Below are 16,338 nucleotides of genomic sequence, written 5' to 3' on the forward strand. Positions count from 1 at the left end.
AGCGCATCCGGCAAATAAATCAACGGAAGCTCACCTCTTCACCCGCCTGCTGTGTTGCCGCCTGTTCCAACAGATCCCAGAACGTTTCGCCGCTTCGGTCGCAGATCCACTCGTCGCCTTTCAGGTCAAAGTGGTAGCCGCCCTGTTTGGTCGCCAGCCACACCTGATGCAGCGGCTCCTGACGGTTAATGATAATTTTGCTGCCGTTTTCGAAGCTGATGGTCAGCACGCCGCCGTTGATCTCACAATCGATATCGCTGTCGCCATCCCAGTCATCCAGACGTTCTTCAATGGTCATCCACAGGGTGTCAGCAAGGCGATGAAATTCACTGTCGTTCATTTTCTTATCCTATTTTTCGTGATGCCCGCAGTATAACGTGGAATAAATCACGATGCAGTTTTTAGCCAAACTCTTGCTTTTACGCCTTCTCCTGCGATGATAGAAAACAGAAAGCATGAACTTTACAGGCAATCGATAATGAAAAACGTGTTAAAGCCACTCGCTGTCATTTTTACTCTGTTCAGCCTGACGGGCTGTGGGCTAAAAGGCCCGCTCTATTTCCCGCCAGCTGATAAAACCGCGCCGCCTCCGACCAAGAGCGTTCAGCCGCAATCGCAATCCACCACGCCAGAGAAAAACGATCGTGGGATTAGTGATGGGCCTTCTCAGGTGAATTACTAACGGCAGAAATAGATTTTACATTTCTGTACCCGCGTGAACGGAGTGAATGATGCAATTCTCTAAAATGCATGGCCTTGGCAACGATTTTATGGTCGTCGACGCGGTAACGCAGAATGTCTTTTTCTCACCAGAGCTGATCCGCCGCTTGGCCGACAGACATCTCGGCGTTGGATTTGATCAACTGCTGGTGGTTGAGCCTCCGTATGATCCGGAGCTGGATTTCCACTACCGTATTTTTAATGCCGACGGCAGTGAAGTGTCACAGTGTGGCAATGGCGCCCGCTGTTTTGCCCGTTTTGTTCGCCTGAAAGGGCTGACTAATAAACGTGATATTCGCGTCAGTACCGCGAATGGTCGTATGGTATTAACCGTAACCGACGACGAGCTGGTGCGGGTGAATATGGGCGAACCCAATTTTGAACCCTCGCAGGTTCCTTTTCGCGCTAACAAAGCAGAGAAGACCTATATTATGCGCGCGGCCGAACAGACAGTATTGTGCGGCGTGGTTTCAATGGGGAACCCGCACTGCGTGATTCAGGTTGATGATGTTGATACGGCCACGGTAGAAACACTGGGACCGGTTCTGGAAAGCCACGAACGCTTTCCTGAACGCGCCAATATCGGATTTATGCAGGTGGTAAAACGCGAGCATATCCGACTGCGCGTCTATGAGCGCGGCGCGGGTGAAACGCAGGCCTGCGGCAGCGGTGCGTGCGCTGCCGTTGCGGTCGGTATCCAGCAGGGTCTGCTGGCGGAAGAAGTGAGGGTGGAATTACCGGGCGGTCGACTTGATATCGCCTGGAAAGGTCCGGGTCATCCGCTGTATATGACTGGCCCGGCGGCACATGTCTACGACGGATTTATTCACTTATGAAGCAACCAGGAGAAGAACTACAGGAAACGCTCATGGAGCTGGACGACCGGACGGTCGTCGATTACCTGCAACGTAATCCTGAGTTTTTTATCCGTAATGCCCAGGCCGTTGAAGCGATGCGAGTTCCGCACCCAGTGCGGGGCACGGTATCTTTAGTGGAATGGCATATGGCGCGGGCACGTAATCATATTAACGTGCTGGAAGAGAACATGGCGTTGTTGATGGAACAAGCCAACGCCAATGAAAGCCTGTTCTATCGTCTGTTAAATCTGCAAGGACGGCTGGTGTCGGCCAGCAGTCTTGACGACATGCTGATGCGATTTCATCGCTGGGCGCGTGAGTTAGGGCTGGCCGGAGCGACGGTTCGTCTGTTCCCGGATCGCTGGCGACTTGGCGCGCCATCAAAATTCACCCATCTGGCATTAAGCCGTCAGGCTTTTGAACCGCTGCGTATCCAGCGTCTGGGTCAGTCACAGCACTATCTTGGGCCGCTTAATGGTCCGGAATTGCTGGTCATGATGCCGGAGGCGAAAGCCATAGGCTCGGTGGCGATGTCGATGCTCGGGCAAGATGGCTCTCTGGGCGTGATGCTGTTTAGCAGCCGTGACGTTAATCATTACCAGCAGGGGCAAGGCACGCAATTGCTGCAGGAAATCTCGCTGATGTTGCCGGAGCTGCTGGAGCGCTGGATTGAACGCGTATGACCGATTCACCCCTTTCTCAGGATGTGGCGCGCTTTTTGCGCTATCTGGGCGTTGAGCGTCAGCTTAGCCCGGTCACATTGCTTAATTATCAGCGTCAGCTTGATGCCATCATTGCGTTAGCCGGAGAGACCGGTCTGCAAAGCTGGCAACAATGTGATGCTGCGATGGTACGCAGTTTTGCTGTTCGCAGCCGTCGTAAGGGACTGGGGCCGGCGAGTCTGGCGCTGCGTCTCTCTGCGTTACGCAGTTTCTTCGACTGGCTGGTTAATCAGGGCGAGCTGAAAGCCAATCCGGCAAAAAGCGTTTCCGCGCCGAAAGCACCGCGTCATCTCCCTAAAAATATCGATGTCGACGATGTTAATCGTCTGCTGGATATCGATCTCAACGATCCCCTTGCCGTGCGCGATAGAGCAATGCTGGAAGTGATGTACGGCGCGGGGCTGCGTTTATCTGAGTTGGTTGGGCTGGATATTAAACATCTCGACCTCGACACCGGCGAAGTGTGGGTGATGGGTAAGGGCAGTAAAGAGCGTCGCCTGCCGATTGGCCGCAACGCGGTGGCGTGGATTGAGCACTGGCTGGATCTACGCGGGCTATTTGGCAGCGATGACGATGCGCTATTTCTGTCCAAACTGGGCAAACGTATCTCGGCGCGTAACGTGCAGAAACGCTTTGCTGAATGGGGTATCAAGCAGGGGCTGAACAGCCACGTACATCCCCACAAATTGCGTCACTCCTTTGCGACGCATATGCTGGAGTCGAGCGGCGATCTGCGCGGAGTGCAAGAGTTATTGGGTCATGCCAATCTCTCCACGACTCAAATCTATACCCATCTTGATTTTCAACACCTGGCTTCAGTGTACGATGCGGCGCATCCGCGCGCCAAACGGGGGAAATAATGCGTTTTTACCGGCCTTTGGGGCGCATTTCTGCGCTCACCTTTGACCTTGATGACACCCTTTACGATAACCGTCCCGTTATCACTCGCACCGAGCAGGAAGCGCTCGCGTTTGTACAGAATTACAATCCGGCGTTGAATTCGCTGCAAAATAGCGACCTACAGCGCTTACGTCAGGCCGTTCGCGACGCCGAGCCGGAAATCTACCACGATGTTACCCAATGGCGTCACCGTGCCGTAGAGCGCGCTATGCTGGAGGCGGGGTTGTCAGCGGCAGAAGCCAGAATGGGGGCGAATGCGGCAATGATGAATTTTGCCAAATGGCGTAGCCGCATTGAAGTCCCGCAGACGACGCATGACACGCTGAAGGCGCTGGCCCGCAAATGGCCGCTGGTGGCGATCACCAACGGTAACGCGCAGCCGGAACTGTTTGGCCTGGGTGATTACTTTGAGTTTGTGCTGCGCGCCGGTCCCGACGGGCGATCAAAGCCCTTTAGCGACATGTACACGTTGGCGGCGGAAAAACTGAAAATGCCTGTGGGTGAGATTCTGCACGTGGGTGATGACCTGACGACGGACGTCGCGGGCGCCATCCGTTGTGGTATGCAGGCCTGCTGGATCAAACCGGAAAATGCCGACCTGATGCAAACCGCAGACAGTCGTTTGCTTCCGCATATCGAAATTTCACAGTTGGCATCTCTGACCTCGCTGATATAATCACCAGCAGAACTCTGTATATATACCCAGCTTTTTGGCGGATGGCGCTACGCTTATCCGCCTTACCTACTTTACGCGGCGGTGCCAATGGACGTTTCTTACCTGCTCGACAGCCTTAATGATAAACAGCGTGAAGCGGTGGCCGCGCCACGCAGCAACATGCTGGTTCTGGCAGGCGCGGGGAGTGGTAAAACGCGCGTGCTGGTGCACCGTATCGCCTGGTTACTGACGGTTGAGAACAACTCGCCGTACTCCATTATGGCGGTGACCTTTACCAACAAAGCGGCGGCGGAAATGCGCCACCGTATCGGCCAGATCATGGGAACCAGCCAGGGCGGTATGTGGGTCGGTACATTCCACGGTCTGGCCCACCGTCTGCTGCGCGCGCATCATATGGATGCAAACCTGCCGCAGGATTTTCAGATCCTCGACAGCGAAGACCAACTGCGTTTGCTCAAGCGTCTGATCAAGGCGATGAACCTTGATGAGAAGCAGTGGCCGCCGCGTCAGGCGATGTGGTTCATCAACAGCCAGAAAGACGAAGGGCTGCGTCCGCACCACCTGCAAAGCTACGGCAACCCGGTTGAGCAAACCTGGCAGAAAGTGTATCAGGCTTACCAGGAAGCATGTGACCGCGCGGGGCTGGTGGATTTCGCCGAGTTGCTGCTGCGCGCTCACGAGCTGTGGCTCAACAAGCCGCATATCCTGCAGCACTACCGCGAACGCTTTACCAATATCCTGGTGGACGAATTTCAGGATACCAACAACATTCAGTACGCGTGGATCCGCCTGCTGGCGGGCGATACCGGCAAGGTAATGATCGTCGGCGATGACGATCAGTCGATCTATGGCTGGCGCGGAGCGCAGGTGGAGAACATCCAGCGCTTCCTCACTGACTTCCCCGGCGCAGAAACTATTCGCCTGGAGCAAAACTACCGCTCGACTAACAATATCCTCAGCGCGGCCAACGCCCTGATTGAAAACAACAACGGGCGTCTGGGTAAAAAACTGTGGACCGACGGCGTCGACGGCGAACCGATCTCGCTGTACTGCGCGTTCAACGAGCTTGATGAAGCGCGCTTTGTGGTCAATCGCATCAAGACCTGGCAGGACAACGGCGGAGCGCTGGAACAGTGCGCCATTCTTTATCGCAGTAACGCCCAGTCGCGCGTACTGGAAGAGGCGTTGTTACAGGCTAGCATGCCGTATCGGATCTATGGCGGGATGCGCTTCTTCGAACGCCAGGAAATCAAAGATGCGCTCTCTTACCTGCGCCTGATCGCCAACCGCAATGACGACGCCGCGTTTGAGCGCGTGGTGAATACGCCAACCCGCGGGATTGGCGATCGTACTTTAGATGTGGTGCGTCAGACCTCCCGTGACCGCCAGCTAACACTGTGGCAGGCCTGTCGTGAGCTGTTGCAGGAAAAAGCCCTCGCGGGTCGCGCCGCCAGCGCCTTACAGCGCTTTATGGAGCTGATTGACGCACTGGCGCAGGAGACCGCCGATATGCCGCTGCACGTGCAGACTGACCGGGTGATTAAAGACTCCGGCCTGCGCATGATGTACGAGCAGGAAAAAGGTGAGAAAGGCCAGACGCGTATCGAAAACTTAGACGAACTGGTGACGGCAACGCGCCAGTTCAGCTACAACGAAGAAGACGAAGACTTAATGCCGCTGCAGGCGTTCCTGTCTCACGCCGCGCTGGAAGCGGGCGAAGGGCAGGCGGATACCTGGCAGGACGCGGTACAGCTGATGACGCTGCACTCGGCGAAAGGTCTGGAGTTCCCGCAGGTGTTTATCGTGGGGATGGAAGAAGGCATGTTCCCCAGCCAGATGTCGCTGGACGAAGGTGGTCGCCTCGAAGAAGAGCGCCGCCTGGCTTACGTCGGTGTAACCCGCGCGATGCAGAAGCTGACGCTGACCTATGCCGAGACGCGTCGTCTGTACGGCAAAGAGGTTTACCATCGTCCGTCGCGCTTTATCGGCGAACTGCCGGAAGCGTGCGTTGAAGAGGTTCGCCTGCGTGCCACGGTTAGCCGCCCGGTGAGTCATCAGCGGATGGGCACGCCAATGGCGGAAAATGATACCGGCTACAAGCTCGGCCAGCGCGTGCGCCACGCTAAGTTTGGCGAGGGCACCATCGTTAATCTAGAAGGAAGCGGCGAACACAGTCGTTTGCAGGTCGCATTCCAGGGGCAGGGGATCAAATGGCTGGTTGCCGCCTACGCCAGACTGGAAACGGTATGATCGCCTGATGTCGCTGCGCTTATCAGGCCTACGCAGAACGTAATATTTTGATTTGTAGGCCGGATAAGGCGAAGCCGCCATCCGGCTATCTGTCGGTTAATATTCTGAAATCATAGATAAATAATTCCCCTCTGCTAACCTTTCTGTATAAGGGGAAATTATTACTTTTTCGCCATCCGTTGCGTGTTGACGTCAAAATTTTGCTGGCGTAACATGCGCGCACGATTACGCTAAGAGGACATTCGCCTTGGACACACCCAGTAGATACTGGCTCATTATCCTGTCATCCAGGATCAACTCCTAAGGCTATCCCTTTTTGCTGATAGCCTTCGCGGTTGTCAGCGACCTTCTGTTTTTTCCCGTCGCGCTGAGTCAGGCTGTTTAATGGTCTGAAACCCAATTTGTTTCTGTGTGCCCTCCGAACTGTCCGATAATTTTTTGCATTGGGAGTCCCGGTCATGCTGAGCGCATTTCAACTGGAAAACAATCGTTTAACTCGCCTTGAGGCAGACGAGATCGAGCATCTGGCCAGTTCGGTCTGGGTCGATTTAGTCGAGCCGGATGACGAAGAACGAAACCGTGTGCAAAAGGACTTGGGCCAGAATCTGGCTACGCGCCCTGAACTGGAAGACATCGAAGCATCCGCACGTTTTTTTGAAGACGAAGACGGTCTGCACATCCACTCCTTCTTCTTTTACGAAGACGCCGACGATCACGCAGGTAACTCAACCGTCGCATTTACCATTCGCGAAGGCCGCCTGTTTACTCTGCGCGAGCGCGAACTGCCGGCCTTCCGCCTGTACCGCATGCGTGCGCGTAACCAGGCGATGGTGGATGGCAACGCCTACGAGCTGTTGCTCGACCTGTTCGAAACCAAAATTGAACAGCTGGCGGATGAGATCGAAAACATCTACAGCGACCTGGAAAAACTCAGCCGTGTGATCATGGAAGGGCGTCAGGGCGATGAGTATGACGAAGCGCTGTCGACATTGGCGGAACTGGAAGATATCGGCTGGAAGGTACGTCTGTGTCTGATGGATACCCAGCGCGCGTTGAACTTCCTGGTACGTAAAGCGCGTTTGCCGGGCAGTCAGCTGGAGCAGGCGCGTGAGATCCTGCGCGATATCGAGTCCCTGCTGCCGCATAATGAATCGCTGTTCCAGAAGGTTAACTTCCTGATGCAGGCGGCGATGGGCTTTATCAACATCGAGCAGAACCGCATCATCAAGATCTTCTCGGTGGTTTCTGTGGTATTCCTGCCGCCGACGCTGGTGGCTTCCAGCTACGGGATGAACTTTGAGTTTATGCCGGAATTGCACTGGAGCTTCGGTTACCCGGGCGCGATTGTCTTTATGATGCTCGCGGGTCTGGCGCCGTATCTGTACTTTAAGCGCAAGAACTGGCTGTAATCACTGTACTTTATCCGGCCTACGGCGATGTGCTTTTGTAGGCCGGATAAGCGAAGCGCCATCCGGCACTCCCCTAGCTCCGACGAACCCGTCGTTGCGTATAAATCGCATCCATCACGAAAATCGCCAGCGCCACCCAGATAAACGCAAACGTGACCATTTTATCCGTTCCCGGAACTTCACCATAGAAGGTGACGGCCAGCAGGAACATCAGCGTAGGCCCGATATACTGGAAGAATCCCAGCGTTGACAGACGCAGGCGGGTTGCCGCGCCGGTAAAGCACAACAGCGGAATGGTGGTCACGACACCCGCGGCAATCAACAGCAGGTTGAGCGACATGGGGTTTTGCCCCATATGGCTGGTTGAGCTGTCCGCAATGCCAAACAGATAGATGGCGGCGACAGGTAAAAGCCACAGGGTTTCGATCAGCATGCCGGTTTGTGCTTCGACGGCAATCTTCTTGCGCACCAGCCCATAGAACGCAAAGCTGAACGCCAGTCCCAGCGCGATTATTGGCAGCGATCCGAAGGTCCACAGCTGTACCAGCACGCCGCAGGCGGCTAACAGTACCGCCAGCCACTGCATGCGACGAAAGCGCTCACCGAGGAATAGCATTCCCAGCACAATATTCACCAGTGGGTTAATAAAATAGCCGAGGCTGGCTTCCAGCATATGGTGATTATTGACCGCCCAAATGAACAGCAGCCAGTTTCCGCCGATGAGCACGGCAGAGAGCGCCAGCAGGAAAATCTTCTTTGGCGTTTGTAGTAGCGTTTTGACGCCCGACCACTGGCGACTGATGCTCATCAGTACCACCATAAAGAAAAACGACCAGATGACGCGGTGCGTCAGGATCTCATCTGCCGGGACATAGTAAATCAGCTTGAAGTAGGCGGGAGCGATACCCCAAATAAAATAAGCAGCAAGAGCGAGTAGCACGCCCTGCCGCGTTTGTTTAGCATCCATCGGGAAAACTCATTGCAGAAATGTAACAGCAGTTTACCTTTTTTTAGGCACTTACCCCACCATATAAGTGGCGGTTGCGCTGGCAATATAAAGCTGTTCTTCGTTATGCAGTTCCACGCGCGCCACAGCGACTTTATTGCCCGCCCGCAGCAGGCTACTGGTGGCGGTAAAGCGGCTCCCTCTTCCGGGGCGCAGATAATCAACACGCAAATCGATTGTGCCCATGCGTGACATTCGCTGACGCAGTTCGTCCTCGCTGATCGTTTCATGGCGGGTCAGCGTACTCCCAACGCATACCAGCCCCGCGGCGACGTCCAGCGCCGAGGCGATCACGCCGCCATGCAGAATGCTTTGCGCCCAGTTGCCGACCATCATCGGTTGGTTATTAAAGGCTAATTGAGCAAATTCTTTCTCATAGCGTTCGAGCTCCAGTCCCAGCGCCCGGTTAAACGGCATATGATAGACAAACATTTCACCCACTAACTTCAGCGCTTCCTCAGCAGTAAGTACGGCAGACATACGATCCCTACATCTCAATGGTTAATGAAATGTTGATATTATGCTTATTATTTGTTGTTTTCTACTTTAGGACGGGATAACTAACGAGGAACTAGCTAAGTATGTAGAATACTTGCCAGATAATTATACAATTCATCAATATTTTGGTTCAGGAGAACATTACCGATGCGGGCGATTCTGGGATGGTTACTACCAGCAATTATGCTGCCGTTGACCGCGTATGCGCAGGAAGCGACAGTGAAAGAGATTCATGATGCACCGGCGGTTCGTGGCAGTATTATCGCCAATATGCTGCAGGAACATGACAACCCTTTCACGCTTTATCCGTATGACACCAACTATCTTATTTACACCAATACCAGCGACATGAACAAAGAGGCGATCAGCAGTTATAGCTGGTCCGAAAATGCGCGCAAAGATGAGGTTAAGTTTCAGCTAAGCCTGGCGTTTCCGCTCTGGCGCGGGATATTAGGCCCAAACTCGGTACTTGGCGGTTCCTATACCCAGAAGTCCTGGTGGCAGCTTTCGAACAGTGAAGAGTCTTCACCGTTTCGCGAAACCAACTACGAACCGCAATTGTTCCTCGGTTTCGCCACAGACTATCGCTTTGCCGGTTGGACGCTTCGTGATGTCGAAATGGGTTATAACCATGACTCCAACGGCCGATCCGATCCCACTTCACGTAGCTGGAACCGTCTTTATACCCGTCTGATGGCTGAAAATGGTAACTGGCTGGTGGAAGTTAAGCCGTGGTACGTTATTGGTAGCACCGACGATAACCCTGATATCACTAAATACATGGGCTACTATCAGCTGAAAATGGGGTATCACCTGGGTGACGCGGTTATCAGCGTGAAAGGCCAGTACAACTGGAATACCGGCTACGGCGGCGCAGAGCTGGGGGCCAGTTACCCCATCACGAAGCATGTGCGTCTATACACTCAGGTCTACAGTGGTTACGGCGAATCGCTGATTGACTACAACTTCAATCAGACGCGTGTTGGTGTTGGTGTGATGCTCAACGATATCTTCTGATAAGTATTGAGAGTATTTTAATCATTGCAGTTTCTCTCTCAGGCGCTGAAAATAGCGCCTGTTTTTATTTCGGGCGAATGGGGTTAATGTGGCGCAGGCGGAAGTGTTGAATCTGGAAATGGGCGCTAAACAGGTTTTGCAGGAAACCTTTGGCTACCAACAGTTTCGCCCCGGTCAGGAAGAAATCATTGATACCGTGCTCTCTGGTCGCGACTGCCTGGTCGTTATGCCGACCGGCGGCGGTAAATCCCTGTGCTATCAAATTCCCGCGTTATTGCTAAACGGACTCACCGTTGTCGTTTCCCCGCTGATTTCCCTGATGAAAGATCAGGTCGATCAACTGCTGGCCAACGGCGTGGCGGCGGCGTGCCTGAATTCTACTCAAAGTCGTGAACAGCAGCTTGAGGTGATGGCGGGCTGTCGCAGCGGGCAGATTCGCTTACTGTATATTGCGCCCGAACGCCTGATGCTGGATAACTTCCTTGAGCATCTGGCGCACTGGAATCCGGTGCTGCTGGCGGTTGATGAAGCGCACTGTATTTCGCAGTGGGGGCATGATTTCCGCCCCGAGTACGCTGCGCTGGGCCAGTTACGTCAGCGTTTCCCAACCCTGCCGTTTGTGGCGCTGACCGCGACCGCGGATGAGACAACCCGGCTGGACATTGTGCGTCTGCTGGGACTGAACGATCCGTTAATTCAGATCAGCAGCTTTGACCGCCCGAACATTCGCTACATGCTGATGGAGAAGTTTAAGCCGCTCGATCAGCTGATGCGCTACGTGCAAGAGCAGCGCGGTAAGTCTGGCATTATCTATTGTAACAGTCGCGCCAAAGTCGAAGACACCGCCGCGCGTCTGCAAAGCCGTGGCATCAGCGCCGGGGCTTATCATGCCGGGCTAGAAAACGCTATACGCGCCGAGGTGCAGGAGAAATTCCAGCGCGACGACCTGCAAATCGTAGTGGCGACCGTGGCGTTCGGTATGGGGATCAACAAACCTAACGTACGCTTCGTGGTGCATTTCGATATTCCGCGCAACATCGAATCCTATTACCAGGAAACCGGCCGCGCCGGGCGTGATGGCCTGCCTGCGGAAGCGATGCTGTTTTACGATCCGGCTGATATGGCATGGCTACGCCGCTGCCTCGAAGAGAAACCCGCAGGGCAACTACTGGATATCGAACGGCATAAGCTCAATGCGATGGGGGCGTTTGCCGAGGCGCAGACCTGTCGTCGTCTGGTGCTGCTGAACTATTTTGGCGAAGGGCGTCAGGAACCGTGTGGTAACTGCGACATCTGCCTCGACCCGCCAAAACAGTATGACGGACTCATGGATGCGCGCAAAGCGCTGTCGACGATTTATCGTGTTAACCAACGCTTCGGCATGGGGTACGTCGTGGAAGTGCTGCGCGGAGCGAATAACCAGCGTATTCGCGAACTGGCTCATGACAAACTGCCGGTCTATGGCATTGGTCGCGAGCAAAGCCACGAACACTGGGTGAGCGTTATTCGCCAGCTTATTCACCTGGGCCTGGTGACGCAGAATATTGCTCATCACTCCGCGTTACAGCTAACCGAAGCCGCGCGTCCGGTGTTGCGCGGTGACGTTGCGCTACAGCTTGCGGTACCGCGTATTGTGGCGCTGAAACCGCGTGCGATGCAGAAATCCTTCGGTGGCAACTATGACCGCAAACTGTTCGCCAAATTGCGTAAGCTGCGTAAAGCCATTGCCGATGAAGAGAACATTCCGCCGTACGTGGTGTTCAACGACGCCACGCTGATTGAAATGGCCGAGCAGATGCCGGTTTCACCGAGTGAAATGCTAAGCGTTAACGGCGTGGGGATGCGTAAACTTGAGCGTTTCGGTAAAGAGTTTATGGCGCTTATTCGCGCACACGTTGATGGTGACGACGAAGAGTAGTCAGCCGGGCAAAAAAGTGCCAGGATGGTGACTCACTGAACTATTCCCCCGCGAGTCATTTTTATGTTAACGCTATTTTTCACCGTTGCGTTGGTGCATATCGTTGCGCTGATGAGCCCCGGTCCCGATTTCTTTTTTGTTTCTCAAACTGCGGTTAGCCGTTCGCGTAAAGAGGCCATGATGGGCGTGCTGGGTATTACCTGCGGCGTCATGGTCTGGGCTGGCGTGGCGCTGCTCGGCCTGCATCTGATTATCGAAAAAATGGCCTGGCTGCACACCATTATTATGGTGGGCGGGGGGCTGTATCTGTGCTGGATGGGTTATCAGATGCTGCGCGGCGCATTTAAAAAACAGGATGTTGCAGCTCCCACTCCGCAGGTGGAGCTGGCGCAGAGCGGACGCAGTTTTTTGAAAGGTCTGCTGACCAACCTGGCGAACCCTAAAGCCATTATCTATTTCGGCTCCGTCTTCTCATTGTTCGTTGGCGATAACGTGGGAACGGGCGCGCGTTGGGGGATTTTTGCCCTGATCATCGTGGAAACGCTGGCGTGGTTTACCGTGGTCGCCAGCCTGTTTGCGTTGCCGAAAATGCGTCGTGGCTATCAGCGTCTGGCGAAGTGGATTGATGGTTTTGCTGGCGCGCTGTTTGCGGGTTTCGGCATCCACCTGATTATTTCGCGCTAAGTTTGTTACCCGCCTGGGAGTCCCAGGCGGTATGCGGTTTATTGCGCAAGCTTCTGTAATTCGTCCTTCGAAAGGCCGGTCATTTCCATAATTGCGTCGGTATCAAGACCCCGCTTTAGCATCGCTTTTGCCACATCAGTAAGGGCAATACGTTTACCCTCTTCGCGGCCTATCTGCTTTAGTTGATCCGCCATTGTCATCAGTTTGTCTCCATGCTGCGGCACACGCTGTGCCAGCTTATACAATAATGTCTGAACATCTTGTGTATTCCCTGCTTGCACCATGTAGTTTACCAGCACGGTTATTTGTTGTCCGCTCATCTTCTCCAGCATAAACAGACGGGTAAGTTTATCCAGCAGCTGCGCCATGTCGCGCTGGCGAATGTGTTTTTGTACTAATGTCAGTGCCGCCATGCTGCGATGCTGCATGATTTCATCATCTGGAATAACCGTCACATCCACCAACGGAAACGGTGTGCTGTAAAGTTGAAGGGCGGTCGCTGAATCCTCAAAGTGATCCAGCCAGTTCATCGAACCTTGCCATGGGCTTTGCTTGCCATGGTAAAAGAGCACTGGAATAACCAGCGGCAGAGTGTCGTTTCCCGCCTCAAGATGACGTTGCATCGCTGCGATAGCGTAGCGCATCAGGCGAAATGACATATGCTTGTCCGGTGAGCTTTGATGCTCAATGAGCACGTGTACATAGCCATGCCCGCTGGTGGTTTCCAGTGAGTAGAGAATATCGCTGAAATAGGGACGCAGATCGTCCTCCACAAAACTGCCTGATTCCAGACGGAGCGTTTCCAGTTTGCAGATTTTGATCAACGAGGGCGGAAGATGAAGTTCGATAAAGTCCCGCGCAGTTTCCACGCGGGAGAGGAAGGTCTTAAATACTGCATCATGTGGTGTTGTTACTTCCGCCATCGTTAATCATCCGTGAAAGGTGAATGTGGCGGAATTCTGGCATTAGCAATCAACGTCTAACAGTACAGAATAAAAGGCTTTTCTCCCTTTGCGGCAAAGTACGAAAAGTCATGTTCAGACGCTCATACTGTTAGCATTTCATTGCGAGCGTTGTTCCATTTGCTAGGCATGCCTTGCCGATGCCAGCAGGGCGCCTATCAGCATAAATAGCGAGCCAAACACTTTGTTGAGCGCCTTCATTTGCTTTGGCCCTTTAATCCAGCCTGCAATGCGCGTGGCCAACGTCGCGTAACCGATCATCACAATGATATCGACCACGATGGTTGTGACGCCAAGCACCACGTACTGCATCAACTGCGGTTCCTGCGGCAGGATGAACTGCGGGAACAGAGCGGCAAGAAAAACTATGCTCTTGGGGTTGGTCAGATTAACAAAGACCGCGCGTTTGAACAGGCGGCTGCGCGATTGCGTATTCGCCATGGTATTCAGATCGATAGCACCCGCCGCGCGCCACTGCTGGATACCCAGCCAAATCAGATAGGCCGCTCCCGCCCACTTCAGCACCTCAAATGCGATTACCGAACGTGAAAATAGCGTTCCCAGTCCTACGCCAACCAGAACGATATGAATACCCAACCCGGTCTGCAAACCCGCAATCGACGCGCTGGCACCGCGATATCCGTGGCTGATGGCGGTGGTCATGGTATTGATTGCGCCAGAGCCTGGGGACAAGCTCAAAATAATAGAGGTCAGCAGGTAGGCGAACCACCATTCAAAGGTCATGAGAAACTCCCGGATTGTCTATTTTTATGCCACAATACGCTACTGCCGTTAGGTTGTGTCAGTGACGGCGAAAAAAACGATTTTACTTGGTCAGCGAGGCTGGATACCCGATGTTTCAGCAGCAAAAAGACTGGGAAACAAGAGAAAACGCGTTTGCTGCTTTTTCCATGGGGCCACTGACAGATTTCTGGCGTCAGCGGGAAGAAGCGGAATTTACGGGCGTGGATGATATTCCCGTACATTTTGTTCGTTTTCATGCAGAAAAAAACGATCGCGTCATCGTCGTCTGTCCTGGACGCATTGAAAGTTACGTGAAATACGCTGAACTGGCGTATGACCTGTTTCATTCTGGTTTTGACGTTCTCATTATCGATCACCGTGGCCAGGGGCGTTCCGGGCGTATGCTTTCGGATCCGCATCGCGGTCATGTCGATAACTTTAATGATTATGTCGACGATCTAACCGCCTTCTGGCAGCAGGAAGTGCTACCCGGCCCGTGGAGAAAACGCTATATCCTGGCGCATTCAATGGGTGGGGCGATTGCCACGTTATTCCTGCAGCGCCACCCGAATCAGTGTGATGCCATCGCGCTTTGCGCACCGATGTTTGGTATTGTGATGCGCTTTCCCGACTGGATGGTACGCCATATTCTGGACTGGGCTGAAGGGCATCCGCGGATCCGCGAAGGCTATGCGATGGGAACCGGGCGCTGGCGGGCGCTGCCGTTCGGTATGAATGCGTTAACCCATAGTCGACAGCGCTATCGGCGCAATCTGCGCTTCTATGCTGATGAGCCGCGGTTGCGCGTTGGCGGTCCCACCTATCACTGGGTACGCGAAGGGATTCTGGCCGGTGAACAGGTTTTGGCTGGCGCCGGGGATGATGCGACGCCGACGCTGCTGATTCAGGCTGAAGAAGAGCGGGTGGTAGATAACCGCATGCACGATCGTTTTTGTGAACTCCGCGCCGCAGCAGGCCATCCTGTAGAAGGGGGTCAGCCGCTTGTCATCAAAGGCGCGTACCATGAGATCCTTTTTGAAAAGGACGCAATGCGCTCAGTCGCGCTTAACGCTATTGTCGAATTTTTCGACAAGCATAACTCATCCAGCGGAACCCGCTTTGCCTAGAGGTTGAATTTTCTTATGTATCAGGTTGTTGCGTCTGATTTAGACGGTACGCTGCTTTCTCCCGACCATACTTTGTCCCCTTATGCCAAAGAGACGCTGAAGTTATTGACCGCTCGTGGCGTTAACTTCGTGTTTGCGACAGGCCGTCATCATGTTGATGTGGGGCAAATTCGCGATAACCTCGGCATTAAAACCTACATGATCACGTCTAACGGCGCGCGCGTGCATGATTCTGACGGGAATCTGGTGTTTTCGCATAATCTGGATCGTGACATTGCCAGCGACCTGTTTGGCGTAGTGAATGCAAACCCGGACATCGTGACCAACGTTTATCGCGATGATGAGTGGTTTATGAATCGCCATCGTCCGGACGAAATGCGTTTCTTCAAAGAAGCGGTGTTTAACTATTCACTGTTTGAACCTGCATTACTGGAGCCTGAAGGCGTCAGCAAAGTATTCTTCACCACCGACTCTCACGAAAGGCTACTGCCGCTGGAGCAGGCGATTAACGCCCGCTGGGGCGATCGCGTTAACGTCAGCTTCTCTACGCTTACCTGTCTGGAAGTCATGGCTGGCGGCGTATCGAAAGGTCATGCGCTGGAAGCGGTAGCAAAAGCGATGGGCTACAGCCTGAAAGACTGCATCGCCTTTGGCGACGGGATGAACGATGCGGAAATGCTCTCCATGGCAGGTAAAGGCTGCATCATGGGCAACGCCCACCAGCGCCTGAAGGATCTGCACCCGGAACTGGAAGTCATTGGTCTTAATGCCGACGATGCCGTGCCACACTATCTGCGTGAACTGTTTTTGCAGTAACCTTCTGTTCGTTAGTTGACCAGTTGTCAACT

The 16,338-nt window shown here is 53.9% G+C and carries 18 protein-coding genes; 13 read left to right on the forward strand and 5 right to left on the reverse strand.

The window, feature by feature from the left end; translation table 11 throughout:
• Window positions 1-19 precede the first annotated feature (19 nt).
• Window positions 20-340: an iron donor protein CyaY gene (gene cyaY / locus OGY72_RS15840; RefSeq protein WP_003828967.1), complete on the reverse strand. Its 321-nt coding sequence runs from the start codon at window positions 338-340 to the stop codon at window positions 20-22.
• A 138-nt stretch (window positions 341-478) separates the two neighbouring features.
• On the opposite strand from cyaY, the gene lptM reads away from it, so the two are divergent.
• The 8 genes from lptM (at window position 479) to corA (ending at window position 7,534) form a co-directional block, all read left to right on the forward strand.
• On the forward strand, window positions 479-682 hold the full coding sequence (lptM, locus tag OGY72_RS15845) for an LPS translocon maturation chaperone LptM (protein WP_003017937.1): 204 nt from the start codon (window positions 479-481) through the stop codon (window positions 680-682).
• A gap of 49 nt (window positions 683-731) precedes the next feature.
• Window positions 732-1,556 carry a diaminopimelate epimerase gene (dapF, locus tag OGY72_RS15850; protein WP_003017933.1) on the forward strand — a complete coding sequence of 275 codons (825 nt, stop codon included), beginning with the start codon at window positions 732-734 and terminating at the stop codon, window positions 1,554-1,556.
• Window positions 1,553-2,260 (forward strand): DUF484 domain-containing protein, encoded by a 708-nt coding sequence (locus OGY72_RS15855; RefSeq protein ID WP_063941786.1) that lies wholly within the window; start codon window positions 1,553-1,555, stop codon window positions 2,258-2,260. The genes dapF and OGY72_RS15855 overlap by 4 nt, the downstream gene beginning before the upstream one ends.
• A complete protein-coding gene (gene xerC, locus OGY72_RS15860; RefSeq protein WP_103015294.1) occupies window positions 2,257-3,159 on the forward strand; it encodes a tyrosine recombinase XerC in 903 nt (300 codons plus the stop codon). The genes OGY72_RS15855 and xerC overlap by 4 nt, the downstream gene beginning before the upstream one ends.
• On the forward strand, window positions 3,159-3,875 hold the full coding sequence (gene yigB / locus OGY72_RS15865) for a 5-amino-6-(5-phospho-D-ribitylamino)uracil phosphatase YigB (RefSeq protein WP_286548269.1): 717 nt from the start codon (window positions 3,159-3,161) through the stop codon (window positions 3,873-3,875). Before xerC ends, yigB begins: the two co-directional genes overlap by 1 nt.
• A gap of 87 nt (window positions 3,876-3,962) precedes the next feature.
• Entirely contained in the window at window positions 3,963-6,125 is a 2,163-nt protein-coding gene (uvrD, locus tag OGY72_RS15870) for a DNA helicase II (RefSeq protein ID WP_003828957.1), read from the forward strand.
• 247 nt (window positions 6,126-6,372) lie between these two features.
• On the forward strand, window positions 6,373-6,429 hold the full coding sequence (gene ysgD / locus OGY72_RS15875) for a YsgD/CorL family protein (RefSeq protein ID WP_212723238.1): 57 nt from the start codon (window positions 6,373-6,375) through the stop codon (window positions 6,427-6,429).
• 154 nt (window positions 6,430-6,583) lie between these two features.
• Window positions 6,584-7,534: a magnesium/cobalt transporter CorA gene (corA, locus tag OGY72_RS15880; RefSeq protein WP_003017920.1), complete on the forward strand. Its 951-nt coding sequence runs from the start codon at window positions 6,584-6,586 to the stop codon at window positions 7,532-7,534.
• Window positions 7,535-7,607: 73 nt separating this feature from the next.
• Here the strand turns inward: corA and rarD are convergent, their stop codons facing one another.
• The gene (rarD, locus tag OGY72_RS15885) at window positions 7,608-8,501 is read right to left on the reverse strand and encodes an EamA family transporter RarD (protein ID WP_003828953.1); all 894 of its coding nucleotides are present in this window, start codon (window positions 8,499-8,501) and stop codon (window positions 7,608-7,610) included.
• 51 nt (window positions 8,502-8,552) lie between these two features.
• Window positions 8,553-9,020 (reverse strand): acyl-CoA thioesterase YigI, encoded by a 468-nt coding sequence (gene yigI / locus OGY72_RS15890; protein WP_003828949.1) that lies wholly within the window; start codon window positions 9,018-9,020, stop codon window positions 8,553-8,555.
• Between the two features lie 165 nt (window positions 9,021-9,185).
• On the opposite strand from yigI, the gene pldA reads away from it, so the two are divergent.
• The 3 genes from pldA (at window position 9,186) to rhtC (ending at window position 12,657) form a co-directional block, all read left to right on the forward strand.
• Window positions 9,186-10,055: a phospholipase A gene (pldA, locus tag OGY72_RS15895; RefSeq protein WP_003828947.1), complete on the forward strand. Its 870-nt coding sequence runs from the start codon at window positions 9,186-9,188 to the stop codon at window positions 10,053-10,055.
• 88 nt (window positions 10,056-10,143) lie between these two features.
• Window positions 10,144-11,973: an ATP-dependent DNA helicase RecQ gene (recQ, locus tag OGY72_RS15900; RefSeq protein ID WP_148362629.1), complete on the forward strand. Its 1,830-nt coding sequence runs from the start codon at window positions 10,144-10,146 to the stop codon at window positions 11,971-11,973.
• Window positions 11,974-12,036: 63 nt separating this feature from the next.
• Window positions 12,037-12,657, forward strand: coding sequence for a threonine export protein RhtC (gene rhtC / locus OGY72_RS15905; RefSeq protein ID WP_003828942.1), 621 nt, complete (start codon window positions 12,037-12,039; stop codon window positions 12,655-12,657).
• A gap of 38 nt (window positions 12,658-12,695) precedes the next feature.
• On the opposite strand, the gene OGY72_RS15910 is transcribed toward rhtC, so the two are convergent.
• Window positions 12,696-13,580, reverse strand: coding sequence for an Rpn family recombination-promoting nuclease/putative transposase (locus OGY72_RS15910; RefSeq protein ID WP_148362628.1), 885 nt, complete (start codon window positions 13,578-13,580; stop codon window positions 12,696-12,698).
• A 162-nt stretch (window positions 13,581-13,742) separates the two neighbouring features.
• Window positions 13,743-14,363 carry a homoserine/homoserine lactone efflux protein gene (gene rhtB / locus OGY72_RS15915; RefSeq protein ID WP_003828938.1) on the reverse strand — a complete coding sequence of 207 codons (621 nt, stop codon included), beginning with the start codon at window positions 14,361-14,363 and terminating at the stop codon, window positions 13,743-13,745.
• Window positions 14,364-14,473: 110 nt separating this feature from the next.
• Here rhtB and pldB point away from each other — a divergent pair, with 110 nt between their 5' ends.
• The gene (gene pldB / locus OGY72_RS15920; RefSeq protein ID WP_003017911.1) at window positions 14,474-15,490 is read left to right on the forward strand and encodes a lysophospholipase L2; all 1,017 of its coding nucleotides are present in this window, start codon (window positions 14,474-14,476) and stop codon (window positions 15,488-15,490) included.
• 15 nt (window positions 15,491-15,505) lie between these two features.
• Entirely contained in the window at window positions 15,506-16,306 is an 801-nt protein-coding gene (gene yigL / locus OGY72_RS15925; RefSeq protein WP_008787091.1) for a sugar/pyridoxal phosphate phosphatase YigL, read from the forward strand.
• Window positions 16,307-16,338 lie beyond the last annotated feature (32 nt).

The sequence above is a fragment of the Citrobacter sp. Cpo221 genome (genome assembly GCF_030332345.1).
In the GTDB taxonomy this organism is placed as follows: Bacteria; Pseudomonadota; Gammaproteobacteria; order Enterobacterales; family Enterobacteriaceae; genus Citrobacter; species Citrobacter portucalensis.